General features: G+C 74.0%; 15 protein-coding genes. 9 read left to right on the top strand and 6 right to left on the bottom strand.

From position 1 onward, the window contains the following. Positions 1 to 55 precede the first annotated feature (55 nt). Positions 56 to 1,258: an acetate--CoA ligase family protein gene (locus OZ948_05790; GenBank protein ID MEB2344233.1), complete on the bottom strand. Its 1,203-nt coding sequence runs from the start codon at positions 1,256 to 1,258 to the stop codon at positions 56 to 58. Between the two features lie 128 nt (positions 1,259 to 1,386). Between OZ948_05790 and OZ948_05785 the strand changes: the two genes are divergently transcribed. From OZ948_05785 to OZ948_05775, 3 genes are all read left to right on the top strand, one after another. Next, on the top strand, positions 1,387 to 2,544 hold the full coding sequence (locus OZ948_05785; protein MEB2344232.1) for a zinc-binding alcohol dehydrogenase family protein: 1,158 nt from the start codon (positions 1,387 to 1,389) through the stop codon (positions 2,542 to 2,544). A gap of 78 nt (positions 2,545 to 2,622) precedes the next feature. After that, positions 2,623 to 3,354 (top strand): M15 family metallopeptidase, encoded by a 732-nt coding sequence (locus tag OZ948_05780; protein ID MEB2344231.1) that lies wholly within the window; start codon positions 2,623 to 2,625, stop codon positions 3,352 to 3,354. A 98-nt stretch (positions 3,355 to 3,452) separates the two neighbouring features. Next, positions 3,453 to 3,917, top strand: a complete 465-nt coding sequence (locus tag OZ948_05775; protein MEB2344230.1) for a hypothetical protein — start codon at positions 3,453 to 3,455, stop codon at positions 3,915 to 3,917. Here the strand turns inward: OZ948_05775 and OZ948_05770 are convergent. Next, a complete protein-coding gene (locus OZ948_05770) occupies positions 3,902 to 5,146 on the bottom strand; it encodes a VWA domain-containing protein (protein MEB2344229.1) in 1,245 nt (414 codons plus the stop codon). The two genes, OZ948_05775 and OZ948_05770, sit on opposite strands and share 16 nt — an antisense overlap. A gap of 80 nt (positions 5,147 to 5,226) precedes the next feature. Here OZ948_05770 and OZ948_05765 point away from each other — a divergent pair, with 80 nt between their 5' ends. Then, positions 5,227 to 5,490: a hypothetical protein gene (locus tag OZ948_05765; protein MEB2344228.1), complete on the top strand. Its 264-nt coding sequence runs from the start codon at positions 5,227 to 5,229 to the stop codon at positions 5,488 to 5,490. Between the two features lie 70 nt (positions 5,491 to 5,560). Here OZ948_05765 and OZ948_05760 read toward each other — a convergent pair whose 3' ends face one another. After that, on the bottom strand, positions 5,561 to 6,241 hold the full coding sequence (locus tag OZ948_05760) for a glutathione S-transferase N-terminal domain-containing protein (GenBank protein ID MEB2344227.1): 681 nt from the start codon (positions 6,239 to 6,241) through the stop codon (positions 5,561 to 5,563). After that, positions 6,238 to 7,347, bottom strand: a complete 1,110-nt coding sequence (locus tag OZ948_05755) for a MaoC family dehydratase (GenBank protein MEB2344226.1) — start codon at positions 7,345 to 7,347, stop codon at positions 6,238 to 6,240. Before OZ948_05755 ends, OZ948_05760 begins: the two co-directional genes overlap by 4 nt. 96 nt (positions 7,348 to 7,443) lie before the next feature. Here OZ948_05755 and OZ948_05750 point away from each other — a divergent pair, with 96 nt between their 5' ends. The 3 genes from OZ948_05750 (at position 7,444) to OZ948_05740 (ending at position 10,857) form a co-directional block, all read left to right on the top strand. Then, complete coding sequence (locus OZ948_05750; protein MEB2344225.1) at positions 7,444 to 9,198, top strand: adenosylcobalamin-dependent ribonucleoside-diphosphate reductase; 1,755 nt, start codon at positions 7,444 to 7,446, stop codon at positions 9,196 to 9,198. 67 nt (positions 9,199 to 9,265) lie between these two features. Beyond that, complete coding sequence (locus OZ948_05745; protein MEB2344224.1) at positions 9,266 to 10,399, top strand: Re/Si-specific NAD(P)(+) transhydrogenase subunit alpha; 1,134 nt, start codon at positions 9,266 to 9,268, stop codon at positions 10,397 to 10,399. Between the two features lie 5 nt (positions 10,400 to 10,404). Beyond that, entirely contained in the window at positions 10,405 to 10,857 is a 453-nt protein-coding gene (locus OZ948_05740) for a hypothetical protein (GenBank protein ID MEB2344223.1), read from the top strand. A gap of 15 nt (positions 10,858 to 10,872) precedes the next feature. Here OZ948_05740 and OZ948_05735 read toward each other — a convergent pair whose 3' ends face one another. Continuing rightward, entirely contained in the window at positions 10,873 to 11,667 is a 795-nt protein-coding gene (locus OZ948_05735) for a 3'(2'),5'-bisphosphate nucleotidase CysQ (GenBank protein MEB2344222.1), read from the bottom strand. Between the two features lie 52 nt (positions 11,668 to 11,719). Between OZ948_05735 and OZ948_05730 the strand changes: the two genes are divergently transcribed. Continuing rightward, a complete protein-coding gene (locus tag OZ948_05730; protein MEB2344221.1) occupies positions 11,720 to 12,466 on the top strand; it encodes a dienelactone hydrolase family protein in 747 nt (248 codons plus the stop codon). A gap of 54 nt (positions 12,467 to 12,520) precedes the next feature. Here the strand turns inward: OZ948_05730 and OZ948_05725 are convergent, their stop codons facing one another. Further along, on the bottom strand, positions 12,521 to 13,249 hold the full coding sequence (locus tag OZ948_05725; protein ID MEB2344220.1) for a PAS domain-containing protein: 729 nt from the start codon (positions 13,247 to 13,249) through the stop codon (positions 12,521 to 12,523). A gap of 73 nt (positions 13,250 to 13,322) precedes the next feature. Between OZ948_05725 and OZ948_05720 the strand changes: the two genes are divergently transcribed. Further along, positions 13,323 to 14,516 (top strand): acyl-CoA dehydrogenase family protein, encoded by a 1,194-nt coding sequence (locus tag OZ948_05720; protein MEB2344219.1) that lies wholly within the window; start codon positions 13,323 to 13,325, stop codon positions 14,514 to 14,516.

Here is a 14,516-nt window from a genome sequence, read left to right as displayed (position 1 = left end):
GATCCGGTGGACCTTGCTCGCCTTCGGCGTTCTGTACGGCCGGGGAAGGTGCGCATCACGCCCTCATCTTCGCGACGGCCTTGCCGGCCGCCTCGTACATCGAGACCGAGCGGTCGCAGTAGTCGACGCCGTACTTCCGCAGGATCTTGAAGCCCTCGCCCTCCCACGCGCCCGGGATGCGGAAGATCGCGATCACCTCCGAGGGCTTCTTGCCGGCCTCGATGCAGCCCTTGATCACCCCGCGCGCCACGATGTCCACGCGGGTGTTGGAGACCACGTTCATCATCACCGCGATCTTGCGCACGCCCGGCTTCGAGAGGATCAGCTTGGTGAGCTCCTTGGCCTTGTTCACCGACGGGTTGCCGCCGATCTCGCAGTAGTTGGCCGGGCGGCCCCCGTGCTTGCGGACCGCGTCGAAGAGGGTCAGCGAGCCGCCGCCGGCGCCGATCACGAGCCCGAGGTCGCCGTCGAAGCCGACCACGTTGCCGGCCACGCCGCGGTGGTCCTGCGCGTTGATCTCGGCGCCGCGGATCTCGAAGGGCGTCGCCTCGCGCGCCTGGCGCGTCTCCTCGGGCGCGATGGCGAGCTCCGCGAGGAGCGGCTTGTGCTTGCCGCGCGCCTCGGCCTCCATGTCGATGTGCCCGTCGAGGACGACGAAGCGCCCGTCCTCGAGCCGCGCCAGCGGGTTGATCTCGGCGAGCGTGAGGTCGTAGGCCAGGAAGACGCGCATCAGCTCGAAGACGATCGGGGTGAGGCGGTTGAGCGCGTCGCCCGTGACGCCGGTGGCGCCGATCGCCTCCTTCGCGATGCGCGGCGTGATCGGGAAGAGCGAGGAGAAGTGCGTCTTCGAGACGTGCTCGGGGTGCTTCTCGGCCACCTCCTCGACGTCGATCCCGCCCATGTCGCTGAAGACCAGCACCGGGCACTTGCGGCGGCCGTCCCAGGTGATCGCGGCGAAGTACTCCTGCGCGATCCCCTTCTTCTCCTCGACCAGCACGGCGCGGCAGCGCTGGCCGTTCACCACGATCGGCACGATCGCCTCGTAGTGGGCGGCCGCCTGGTCGGGCGTCTCGGCGAAGCGGACGGCGCCGGCCTTCATGCGCCCGCCCGAGAGCACCTGGCTCTTCAGCACCACCGGGCCGCCGATCTCGGAGGCGATCCGGCGCGCGTCGGCGGCCTCGCGGGCGAGCCCGCTCTTCGGGAGCGGCATCCCGTGGCGCCGGAACAGCGCCTTCGACTCGTACTCGTAGAAGCGCATCGAGGGGGGATCCTTCCAGCGATCTAAGGCCGCGCACGGTATCCGCTTTCCCGACGCGCAGCAAGGCGCGCGGGGGTCCCGTCGGCTAGCATGCGCGCTCCCGTTTCCCGCCCTCCGGAGGCCCCCCGATGCCGCGTGCCTACTCGATCAGCGCCCCCTCGATCGCCGCCGAGCGCGAGCGCGTCGGCGGCCGGCTCGAGGACTTCGACATCGCGCGCGTCGTGAAGCTCGAAGAGACCGCGCTGCGCCCGATGGGGCCCGGCGACGTGCACCTGCGCATCCTCGCCGTCTCGGGCGAGCACAACATCAACCACGCCGCGCTCGCCGACACGGTGAACATCACCGAGCTGCGCGGCGGCAAGATCTACCCGGGCAACTCGGCGGTGGGCGAGGTGGTGGCGGTCGGCGCGAACGTCACGAAGTTCGCCCCGGGCGACATCGTCGTCACGCACTGCAACGGCGAGCCCGACGTCTACGGCTACCCGCTGCGGATCTGGGCCTACGACCAGCCCGAGTCGATCGGCTGGTACGGCGAGGAGGCGGTGGTCGGCGAGTGGCAGCTCGTGCCGGCGCCGCTCGACTGCGGGCTGAACCTGTGGGAGATCGCCGCGCTCCCGCTGCGCGCGCCGACCGCCTACCACATGTGGCGGCGCGCGCTCGGGATCTACCGGCTCAAGGTGTCGCGCGAGCGGAAGGCCGTGCTGAACGTGCTCTCCTTCGGCGGCGGCGTCGGCGAGTGCTTCCTGATGCTCGCCCGGAGCGAGGGCCACAACGCCTTCTTCTGCTCGGGCACGCCCGAGCGGCGCGACGCGCTCCAGAAGCTCGGCATCGTCGGCATCGACCAGAAGCAGTTCCACCGCTTCGCCGGCAAGGGCGACGTCCGGGCCTTCACCGAGGCGTGCAAGAAGCTCACCGGTGGCGAGCAGATGCACATCGTCGCCGACATGCTGCGCGGCCCCGTCTTCGCGGCCGGCCTCGCGGTGGCGGCCCGCGAGGGCGTCAACGTCTCGGCCGGCTGGCAGCTCTCGCAGGTCGTCGAGTACAACTCGACCCTGATGAGCGTGAAGCAGGTCACGATCGACCACACCCACTACGAGACCGTGGACGGCTGCTGGGCCGCGACCGAGCTCTACGGCCGCGTCTTCAAGCCCACCGTGCACAAGGAGATCTACGCCTTCGAGGACCTGCCGCGCGCCTTCCACGAGATGCACCAGAACGTGCAGACCGGCATCCCGATCGTGCGCGTCGCCACGCAGATGCCGGAGGCGGTGAAGCGGCTGGTGTAGGGCGACGCGGATGGCCCGGGCCGGCTGGCGGGCCGGCCGCACTTCGCCGACACTGCCGCGCGGGTGGGAGGCCTCGCAGTGACACGCCGCAAGGGGGCAGCGTCGGGTCGGGCGCTCGCGATCGCGTTCGCGCTCTGGGCCCTGGGCTCGCTCCCCGGCTGCGGAGGCGGTGGCCCGCGCGAGCCCGAGCCGCCGCCCGGCCCTCCGCTCGTCGCGGTCGCGGACCTCGACGACACGATCCTCGAGGACATCCGCTACGCCGGCGCCGACAACTTCGTGGGCGCACCGATCCCCGGCTACGAGGCGCCCCGCTGCCTGCTCGTCGAGCCGGCCGCGCGGGCGCTCGTGGCGGTGCAGGCCGACCTGCGCGCGGTCGGGATGGGGCTCCAGGTCTTCGACTGCTACCGCCCGAAGCGCGCCGTCGACCGCTTCGTGCGCTGGGCGGCCGAGCCCGGCGAGCACACCAAGGAGGCCTACTACCCGCGCGTCCCGAAGGGCGAGCTGGTGACCCGGGGCTACATCGCGGCGACGTCCGCGCACAGCCGCGGGGCCACCGTGGATCTGACGCTCGTCGCGCTCGATTCCTGGGGTGGGGCGACCCCGCTCGACATGGGCACCCCCTTCGACTTCTTCGACGAGCGCTCCCACGCCGACTCGACGGGCGTCCCGGCCGAGGCACGCGAGAACCGGCGTCGCCTGCGTGACGCCATGCAGCGGCGCGGCTTCCGGCCCCTCGCCCAGGAGTGGTGGCACTTCAGCTACCAGCCCGAGCCCTACCCGGACCGGGCCTTCGACGTGCCGATCCGCTGAGCCGCACGGCGGTTTTTCCCGCTCCGGGATCGCGATCGGTGATACGCTGCGCGCGCTCGCCGTCCGGCGGGACGGCTCTCAGGGGGAGGACTCGAGCCATGGTCCAGCCGTACTTCTGGAGGGGGATCGCCGTCGCTGCCGTGGTGCTGGCGCTGGGCGCCGGCACGGCCCATGCGCAGGCACGGCCGGCCGGCGAGCCGGTGCGCTGGGACCAGGCGCGCGTCACCAAGCTCGCGCAGGACCTCACGGCCGCCGTGAAGCAGGCCCGGGAGGCGGTGCGCAAGAGCCCGATGTCGCACAACATCGCCCAGCGCACGACCTACTACGAGCTGCTCGAGACGATGCGCCTGGTCGCGAACACCGCCCAGCACCTCGAGGAGATGCTCGAGGCCGGCGAGGACGCCGAGCGGACGCGGCCCGTCTTCGAGCGCGTGAGCTCGCTGCGCTTCGAGGCCGAGGAGATCGGCCGCCGCGCGCTCATCGAGGCGCCGGTGATCGACGCCCTGGTCAAGGCGGGGGCGATCCACAACCAGATGACGCCGTACTACTACGGCAAGACCTGAGGCGGGTCCTCGACCCGGATCTCGAGCTCGCGCGAGGAGCGCACCCGCCGCGTGCGCTCCATCTCGGCGCGCAGCTCGACCTCACGCGTGCGGCGGCGCAGCTCCTCGAGGAGCGCGGGGGTGGCGGCCGCGTCGGCAGGCCCTGCCGTGCGCTGCACGTCGCGCTCGGCGCTGGCGCGGGCGCCGTCGCTGGCCTCGGCCTCGACCTGCAGCCGGTTCGGGCCGGGCGCGAGCTCGACGAAGCCGTCGAAGCGGCCGTCCGGGAAGCGGCGCAGGGCGCGGGCCGGACGGCCCGTGGTCGCGTTCACGACGTGCAGCGAGGCGAGCCCGACGAGGTCGGTCTCGGGCAGGCGGGCGATCGCGTCGCCGGCACGCGCGAGGCGCTCGAAGCGGCCGCCGGTGCGCGCCGCCAGCTCCGCGAAGGTGTCGAGGCCGGCCTGGTCCTCCGGGAGGCCTCCCGCGCCGGATCCGTCGCCGAGCGCGAAGGAGTAGATGCGGATGCCGGCGGCGGCCGCGGCGCCCGCCGACCAGAGCGCGTGCTGGCGGGGCATGTCGCGGCCGGCCGGCATCGTGGGCTCGCCGTCGGAGAGGAACAGGATCGCGCGCCGCCGCCCCGCCCGGGCGCCGTCCTCACCGCGCGCGAGCGCGTCGGGGTCGTCGCCGAGCGCCTGCTGGGCGACGGCGATCGCGTCGCCGAAGTTGGTGCCCCGGCCCCAGCGCGTGAGCTCGCGGGGCAGGGCCGCGAGCGCGGCGTCGAGCGCCGCGCGCGAGCTGCCGAGCGGGGCGAGCACGCTCGCGGCATCGGAGAACGCGACCAGCGCGGCGCGATCGCGCGTGAGGTCGAGGCGGTCGAGCAGGGCGCGGGCGGCGGTGATCTCGGCCATCAGGACGCTGTCGTCGAGGTCGGTCTCGCGGGCGCGCCGGGCGAGCACCGGATCGCGGCCGTAGGCCTCCGCCCACCACGGCTCCGAGCGGTCGCCGGGCCCGTCGCCGTCCACGTCCCAGCCCGAGGGCAGCAGCACCGAGTCGGAGACGTCGAGGGCGATCACGAGGTCGTGGGCGGCGGCCCCGCCCGGGGCGGCCTGGCCGCGCACCTCGACGAGCGGGAGCGAGGTGCGTGCGCCCGGCCCCGGCGCCTCGATCACGAGCCAGCCGTCGGCGCCGCGGGCGGGCGGGGCGAGGAGCAGGAGGAAGAGGAGCGCGAGCCGGCACCGGGAACGCTTCGCCATGCGCGGAGTCTACCCGCACCGCGTTGCTTGAAAGGCGCCCGCCGGTCCGTCATCGTCCGCGCCGACCAGCGGGAGGCGCCGTGTTCGAGGATCCCGGGGATCCGGCCGTGTTCGAGGAGCTGGCGATGGTCGCGGCGAGCGGCTCGTGCGTGCGCTGCGGGCGCGCACTCGGGCTCGCCTCCGCGAAGGTCGACGGGCGCTGGTACGGCAACGCGATCTGCGCCACCGGCGCGCCCTGTCCGCTCGACCGCGAGGCGCCCAGGGTCCCCGAGCCCCGGCTCTACAGCCGCCCGCGCCGCTACCTGCGCAAGCGGCGCCCGAAGGAGCTGAGGACGGGCGCGTAGCTCGCTTCGCTCGCGTCCTTACGACATTTGCTCGCCTTCGGCTCGCTGCGCGCTCGCTTCGCTCGCGTCCTCATGCACTTCGCTCGCCTTCGGCTCGCTGCGCGCTCGCTTCGCTCGCTTGCCCGCGCCAGGCGCGGCCGAGGTCGTAGCCGCGGCGGAGGGCCGGGCGTTGCTTCAGGGCGTCGTACCAGCGCCGCACGTGCGGGAAGCGTGCGAGCTCGATGCCCTGCTGCTTCCAGGTCACGATCCAGGGCCAGATCGCCATGTCGGCGATCGAGTAGGCGCCGGCCACGTGCTCGTGGCCGGCGAGCCGCCGGTCGAGCACGCCGTAGAGGCGCTCGGCCTCGCGGCGGTAGCGCTCGATCGCGTAGGGGATCCGGTCGGCGGCGTAGAGCCGGAAGTGGCCGTGCTGGCCGAGCATCGGGCCGAGGCCGCCCACCTGCCAGAGCAGCCACTCGCTCACCGCGACGCGCCCGCGCGGGTCGGCCGGCAGGAAGCGCCCGCTCTTCTCGCCGAGGTAGAGCAGGATCGCGCCCGACTCGAAGACCGGGAGCGGCGCGCCGCCACCGGGCGGCGCGTGGTCGACGATCGCCGGGATGCGGCCGTTCGGGCTGATCGCCAGGAAGTCGGGGCGGAACTGCTCGCCGCGCCCGATGTCCACGGGCACGACCCGGTAGGGAAGCCCCATCTCCTCGAGGGCGATCGAGATCTTCCAGCCGTTCGGGGTCGGCCAGTAGTGGAGGTCGATCACGCGTAGTGGCTGCGGCGCTTCACGACCAGCGCGCGCTCGAGCTCGAAGATCTGCACCTTCTTCCAGCCCGGCGGGGCTTCGGCGCTCTCCTCCTCGCCGTCCTTGCTCCGCACGAACTTGTGGCCGAGGAGCCGCGTCTCGAGGATGCCGAGGTCCTCGCGCGTCGGGTGGTCGCGCCTGGCGAGGATCTCGGTGGCCGCGAAGACGGTGTCGCCCGCGAAGAGCGGCGCGGTGTGGCGGCCGGTCGCGTAGACGAGGTCGCCGAGCGCGTTGTCGCCGACGTTCGGGCACGAGAGCCCGAGGCAGAGCACGAAGGGGATCCCGCCGAAGATGATCAGCTCGCCGCCCACGTACTGCTTCGGGTCGAGGTCGATCATGAACTGGTTGCAGTGCACCTGGCTGGTGTTGTCGAGCACCGCCGTCAGGTGGATGTGCTCGCTGGTCATGGTGCGGCCGCGCGAGTGCTCGATGCGGGTGCCGGGCGTGAAGTCCTCGAAGTAGGTGTCGGCGTTGGAGAGATGGGCCAGCGCCTTGTAGTCGCGCGCCGGGTCGAAGGACGGCAGCCACAGCTCGACCGCCACCGCGTCGGGCTCGGCGCTGCCCGTGTGCAGCTCGGCCGCCTCGTCGCGCTTCCAGACCTGCACCTTGCGCTGCCAGGCCAGCACGACGGCCTCGTCGCGCGCGCCCAGGTTCTTGCGCGCCACCGACTGCACGTGCACGACCCCGAGCCGCGGGTTCGACTTCGAGGCGGAGACGCCGAGCACCTTGGTCTCGACCTCGATCGTGTCGCCCACGTAGACGGGCGCGCCGAAGCGCATGTCGATGTACTCGAGGTTGGCGCGGGCGTTCTCCGAAACGTCCTCGACGGTCTGGCTGAAGGCCAGCAGCATCACGAGCCCGGGCGGGCAGACGAGGCCCTCGAAGCCGTAGGTCCGCGCATAGCGCGCGTTCTTGGCCAGCGGGTTCGTGGTCATCGTGAACTCGGTGAAGGTGCTGAAGAGGCCCTCGGTCAGGGTCTTGCCGCCCTTGTGCCGGAAGGTCTGCCCCGGCACGAAGTCCTCGAGGAAGTTGCCGATCGGCTTGCGGATCACGCGGGGCTCGGACACGGGGGCTCCTCCGGAGGCGAGCAGTCTACCCGTGCTCCCCCCGGGTTCAACCTCGTCGCCTCGGAGGCGCATGGGCTTCCCGCTAGCTTTGGGAGCATGGAGCTGTCGGCGAACGCACGGCGCGTGCTCGAAGCGCGCTACCTCGCGCGGCGCGAGGACGGCCGCGTCTGCGAGGACTGGGAAGGGCTCGTGACGCGCGTGGCGCGCGCGGTGGCGTCGGTCGAGAAGGAGTGGGGCGGCGACGTGGCACGGCGCGAGGAGGAGTTCTCCGCGGCGATCACGCGCGGCGAGTTCCTGCCCAACTCACCGACCCTGATGAACGCCGGCACCCCGCTCGGGCAGCTCGCCGCCTGCTTCGTCCTGCCCGTCGAGGACCGCCTCGAGAGCGTCTTCGACGCGCTCAAGCAGATGGCGATGATCCACCAGTCCGGTGGCGGCACCGGCTTCTCGTTCTCCTCGCTGCGCCCGGCCGGCGACGTGGTGCAGGGCACCGCGGGCGTCGCCTCGGGGCCGGTCGCGTTCATGGGCGTCTTCGACGCGGCCACGGCCGTCGTCAAGCAGGGCGGGCGGCGGCGCGGCGCGAACATGGGCGTCCTGCGCGTCGACCACCCCGACGTGGTCGACTTCATCCGCGCCAAGGCGGAGCGTGGCCAGCTCAGCAACTTCAACGTGTCGCTCTCGACGCCCGATTCGTTCTGGCACGCGGTCGAGGCAGGCAGCGACTTCGCGCTCGTGAACCCGCGCAACGGCCGCCCCGTGCGCAGCCTCGACGCGCGCTGGCTGCTCGACGAGATCGCGCGCTTCGCCTGGGCCACCGGCGACCCGGGCCTGCTCTTCATCGACGCGGTCAACCGGGCGAACCCGACGCCGCAGCTCGGCCCGCTCGAGGCCACCAATCCCTGCGGCGAGCTGCCGCTGCTCCCGAACGAGGCCTGCAACCTGGGCTCGCTGCGCCTCGACGCCTTCGTGCGCGACGGCCGCCTCGACTGGGAGTGCCTCGAGCGCGCCGTCGACCTGGGCGTGCGTTTCCTCGACGACGTGATCGAGGCCAGCCGCTACCCGTTCCCGGCGATCACGGCGATCGTGCGCGGCAACCGCAAGATCGGGCTCGGCGTGATGGGCTTCGCGGACCTGCTCGTGGACCTCGGCATCCCCTACGACGCGCCCGAGGCCACGGCGCTCGCCGAGCGGCTGATGGCGCGCATCCGTGCGCGCGCCGAGACCGCCTCGGCGCGGCTGGCCGAGGAGCGCGGCGCCTTCCCGAACTGGGAGGGCTCGCGCCAGGCCGCGCGCGGCCTGCGCCTGCGCAATGCCACCGTCACCTCGATCGCGCCGACCGGGACGATCTCGATCCTGGCCGGCTGCGCGGGCGGCATCGAGCCCTTCTTCGCGCTCGCCTTCGTGCGCCACGTGCTCGACGGCGCGCGGCTGCCGGAGACGAACCCGCGCTTCGAGGCCGCGCTGCGCCGGGCCGGGGCGTGGAGCGAGGAGCTCGTGGCGCGCGTGCGGGCGGAGGGCTCCGCCCGCCACCTGCCGGGCGTCCCCGAGCCCGTCGCGCGCCTCTTCCCGAGCGCCTACGACGTCGCCCCCGAGCGGCACCTCGACGTCCAGCAGGCCTTCCAGAAGCACGTCGACAACGCGGTCTCGAAGACGGTGAACCTGCCGGCGCGGGCGACGCCCGAGGACGTGCGCGCGATCTACCTCTCGGCCTGGCGGCGCGGCCTCAAGGGCGTGACGGTGTTCCGCGAGGGCTCGAAGGGGGCCGAGGCCGTCCTGGTGCGGGGTGCGCGCGGGGAGCTCGAGGTCCCGGAGCACTTCGCCGGGGACTGCAGCGACGCGCTCTGCGCCTGAGGAGGGGGGTTCCGGTCCTCGGTGCGGGTCGTCTATGCTGCGCCGCGCCCCCGCCCCGGAGTGATGGATGAAGGTCGTTGCGCCCCGAGAGACCGCGCCCGGCGAACGCCGGGTGGCGATCGTGCCCGAAGTGGCCAAGCAGCTCGCGAAGGCGGGGCTCGAGCTGGCCGTCGAGGCGGGGGCCGGGCTCGGTGCGGGGGCGCCGGACGAGGCCTACGAGCGCGCCGGCGTGCGCGTGGTGGCCGACCGCGCGGCCCTGCTCGGCGCGGCCGACCTGGTGCTGCAGGTGCAGCCGCCCGACGACACCGAGCTCGCGCTCCTGCGCCCCGGGAGCGTGCTCGTGTCGTTCCTGCGCCCGCTCGACGAGCCCGCCCGCGCGGCGCGCCTCGCGGAGCGCGGCATCACCAGCTTCGCGATGGAGCTCGTGCCGCGCATCACGCGCGCGCAGGCGATCGACGCGCTCTCCTCGCAGGCCTCGCTGGCGGGCTACCGGGCGGTTCTGCTCGCGGCGCTCGCGCTCGGCAAGGTGCTGCCCATGATGACCACCGCCGCCGGCACGATCGCCGCGGCGCGACTGCTCGTGATCGGCGCCGGTGTCGCGGGACTCCAGGCGATCGCCACCGCCCGCAGGCTCGGCGCGGTGACGGAGGCCTACGACACGCGGCCGGCCGTGAAGGAGCAGGTCGAGAGCCTGGGCGCGCGCTTCCTCGCGCTGCCGCTCGACACGAGCGGCGCCGAGGGCGCCGGCGGCTACGCGAAGGCGCAGAGCGACGAGTTCCTGGCCAAGCAGCGCGCGCTCCTCTCCGAGCGCGTGCGCGCGGCCGACGCGGTGATCACGACCGCCCAGGTGCCCGGCGCGCGCGCGCCGCTGCTGATCGAGGCCGAGGTGGTGGCCGGCATGAAGCCGGGCGCCGTGATCGTCGATCTCGCGGCGGCAGGCGGCGGCAACTGCGCCCTCACGCGGGCGGACGAGACCGTCGTCGCCCACGGCGTCACGATCCTGGGCCCGACCAACCTGCCCTCCGACGCGGCGGTCGACGCCAGCCGCGTCTACGCGCGCAACCTCGCGAACCTGGTGGCGCTGCTCGTGAAGGACGGCGCGCTCACGCTCGACCTCGAGGACGAGGTGGTGCGCGGCTCGCTGCTCACCCACGAGGGGCGGGTCGTCGCGGAGGCGGTGCGGGCGCGGCTCGGGAGCTGAGCGCGGTGCGGCCCGCGCGCCGCGCGCTCGCCTTGCTGGCCGCGTTGCTCCCGCTCGCGGCGGGGGCCGGCGAGACGCGGGTGCCGCTCCAGGTGCTGGCGCCGGCGCCGATCGGGGGCGCCCTGCGCGCGATCGACGCCTTCGACTGGTGTGGCAACGAGCCGCGCGCGGAGCTCTACCTCGCGGACCCGGCGACGGTCGTGGCGCTGGCGCTGCGCGGCGAGCGGGCCGACGTCGTCGTCGCGGCGGGTCCGGAGGCCCTGGCCCCGCTCGTCGCCGCGGGGCTCGCGCTCGCGCCGCAGCGCTTCTCGTCCCAGGACGGTGTCGACTACTGGATCGCGCCGCTGCGGGCGGCGCGCACGCCAGGGGCGGCGCAGGAGTTCGTCGATGCCGTGCTCTCGGCGCGCGGGCAGGCGGTGCTGCGCCGGAGCGGCTTCGGGCCGCGCCGGGCGGAGTGAAGCCGGCGCCCCGGCTCAGCCCCCGCTGCGGGCACGCTCGCGCGCGCTGAAGGCCTCGACCAGCGCCGGCGGGCCGGCCGCCATGCCGGTCTCGATCAGGGTCTTCGCCTGGTTGTAGACGCGCCGGGCGCCGTCGAAGCCGGCATAGACCCCGCCGGCCTCGCGCACCAGCACGTCGCCGGCGCAGACGTCCCACTCGTTCTTCGGCGCCACCGAGACGTTGAGGTCGCCGTCGCCGCAGGCGATGCAGGCGAGCTTCCAGGCGATCGAGCCGACCGGGCGCAGCTCGCGGAACCAGCCCTCGTAGGGGGCGAACTGGTCGCGCGAGATCTCGGTGCGGCTCGCGATCACGACGGCGTCGGAGAGGCGCGTGACCTTCGACACCGAGACGGGCCGGCCGTCGCGGAAGCAGCCCTCGCCGCGGCTCGCCCACACCGCGACGCCGGCGGCGGGGTTCAGGATCACGCCGACGACCGGCTCACCCGCCTCGACCAGCGCGATCGAGACCCCGAACTCGGGGATCTTCTTCGTGAACTCCTTGGTGCCGTCCATCGGGTCCACGATCCAGACCCGCTCGTGGCGCAGGCGGGCGGGGTCGTCGACGGTCTCCTCGGAGAGCAGGGCGTCACCGGGGAAGGCGGCGCGCAGGCGGGCGGCGATCGCGCGGTCGGACTCGAGGTCGGCGATCGTGAGCGGGTTGTCGTGGGACTTCTCCCAGTGCCCGGTGCCGACGTTGTACCAGTGCTCCAGGATCGCGCCGGCCTCGCGGGCGGCTTCGAGGGCGACCTGGAGCTCGCGCGGGTACGGCATGGCGGCGCAGTATAGGCGCGCGCGGCGGGGCCGCCGCGGGTATGCTCGGCCCGTGCGGACGGAGGAGACGGAGCTCGGCTACCTCGCCTGCCCCGGCCCGGAGCCGGCGCCCGGCGTCGTGATGATCCACGACGTCTGGGGCCTCGCCGAGCACACGCGGCACCTCGCGCGCAAGCTCGCAGCGGGCGGTTTCGCGGTGCTGGCGGTGGACCTCTATCGCAAGCTCCCGTCGCGCGAGGTGGGCGCCGACCCGGGGCGCTGGATCCGCGGGCTTCCGGATCCCGAGCTGCTCGCGGTGGTGCAGGAGGCGATCGACGCGCTGGCGGGCGGAGCCGCGCGTGGCCGCGAGGTCGGGATCACGGGCTTCTGCATGGGCGGGCAGTACACGATCCTCGCGGCAGCCGCGTGCACGGGGCTCGCCGCGGCCGTGCCCTGCTACGGGATGCTCTCGCACGAGCACGGGCTCCTCGCGCCGGCGCCCGGCGAGCCTCCGCTCGACCCCGCCCGCAAGCCGCGCTCGCCGCTCGAGGCCGCCGCGCAGGTGCGCTGCCCGACGCTCGCGCTCTTCGGCGCCGACGACAGCTTCATCCCCGTCGAGGACGTGCTCGCCCTCCAGCGCGAGCTCGCGAAGGCCGGCCCCGACCACGTCGTCTCGCTCTACGCCGGCGCCGGCCACGCCTTCCTGAACGACACCCGCCCCGACCTCTACCGCCCCGCGATCGCCCGCGAAGCCTGGTCCCGCCTCGCCACCTGGCTCGGGCGACTCGGGGACAGACCCGGCGATCCGGCGATTCGCTAGCCGCCCCTCGCTCGGGCGGCCTGCGAATCGCCGGATCGCCGGGTCTGTCCCCGCTCAGAGGACGCGGGCGAGGATGAGAGCGAGGAGGCGGTCGCGGGTGGGCTGGTGGCGGGTGGCGTGGGCTTCGACGGCGATCGGGTGGGCGAGGGCGTCGACCCAGACGGCGCGGAAGCGGCGCGGCTCGTCGCTCTCGACGAGCTCGGCGAGCTCGTCGACCCAGGCGCCCCGGTCGTCGGGCGCGACGAAGCGCTCCGCGGCGGCGCCGAGCAGCTGCTCGCGCGGCGTGCGCAGCAGCGCGGCCGCAGCCGGGTTGGCGTCCACCACGAGGCCGTCGGCCAGGTCGACGGCCAGGAAGGCGTCGGCGATGCGGTCGATGGCGCCCACCACCGCGCGCCGCGCCGGCCGCGGGGCGCGCCGTGCCTGGCGCGCGACCCGCGCTCCGGTGAGCGCCGCCGCGAAGCGCGCCGTGAGGGGCGTGAGCAGCACGCGCAGCTCCGCCCCGTGCGCGCCCGCCACCTCCACGGCCGCGTCGCACCAGTCCTCGACCGCGCGCAGGGCCTGCTCCGGGTCCACGCGCACGCCGTCGAGCGCCGGCTCCGCGTCGCTCGCGCCGCGCCGCAGCGACGCCGCCGCCCACGAGCGGAAGCGCCGCAGAGCTTCGCTCTCGGGGCTTCCCGCTGCCGGCGGCTCGTCGCCGCGGTCCTGTGCGCCCAGCGCCAGCGCCCGGTCCACCGCCGCGCGCCGCGACACCAGCCACCCCGCCCACTCGAGGTCGCGCTGCACGCCCGCGATGCTACCCGCCCGCGGCGGCGCGCGCCGTGGCGAGCCGGTAGGTTGTCGCCCTCCGGAGACCCCGATGCCTCCCCCCGACCGACTCGCCCCCGATCTCTTCGCCCCGACACCCGAGCACGCCCTGCTCGCCGACACGCTGCGTACCTTCGTCGAGCGTGAGGTCGAGCCGCAGGCCGCTGCGCACGACCGCGACGAGCAGTTCCATCACGCCCTCTTCCGGCGCGCCGGCGCGCTCGGCCTGCTCGGCGTGACCCTGCCCGAGGAGCAGGGCGGCGCCGGCCTCGACGCCGTCGCCGCGGTGCAGGTCTGCGAGGCGCTCTCCACCGCGGACCCCGGCTTCGCGCTGGCGGTGCTCGCCCACTCGATCCTCTTCGCCCAGAACGTCTCGGTGAACGGCAACGACCTGCAGAAGAAGCACGTCCTTCCGCGTGCCGCCAGCGGCGAGTGGATCGGCGGCCTGTGCATGACCGAGCCCGAAGTCGGCACCGACGTGCTGGCGCTGCGCACCCGCGCGCGCCGCGAGGGCGACGTCTACCGCCTGACGGGCCGCAAGACCTTCATCACCAACGGCGGCATCGACGAGCACACCCTCGGCGACTGCTTCGTCGTGTACGCCGCCACGGCCCCCGGACAGATCAGCTCGTTCCTCGTCGAGAAGGGCATGCCCGGCTTCTCGCTCGGCCAGAAGTGGAAGGACAAGCTCGGCATGCGGGCCAGCTTCACCGCCGAGCTGGTCTTCGACGAGGTGCCGGTGCCGGTCGCGAACCGCATGGGCGCCGAGGGCGAGGGCACGCTCCACATGATGCGCAACCTCGAGATCGAGCGGATCGCGCTGGCGGCGATGTCGCTCGGCATCGCCCAGCGCTGCCTGCGCGTGATGGTCGACTACGCGGGCCAGCGCAAGGCCTTCGGCCAGGCGATCCGCGAGTTCGGGCAGATCCAGCGCCACCTCGCCGAGGGCTACGCCGAGTGGCGCGCCGCCCGCACCTTCGTCTACGACGTGGCGCGCCGCATGGACCTGGCGGCCAAGGGCCAGCGCCTCGACGCCGACGCCACCAAGCTCTTTGCCTCGCAGATGGCCAAGCGCGTCGCCGACTCCGCGATCCAGGTGCTCGGCGGCTACGGCTACATGGGCGAGTACGTGGTCTCGCGCCTGTGGCGCGACGCCAAGCTGATCGAGATCGGCGGCGGGACGATCGAGGCACACCACAAGAACATGACCCGGGAGCTGGCGCGCAACCCGCAGGCGCTGCGCTGA

The sequence above is a fragment of the Deltaproteobacteria bacterium genome (genome assembly GCA_035063765.1).
Lineage (GTDB): Bacteria > Myxococcota_A > UBA9160 > UBA9160 > PR03 > CAADGG01.
Note: the sequence above shows the minus strand (reverse complement) of the source record. Positions and strands in the feature narration are given on the sequence as shown.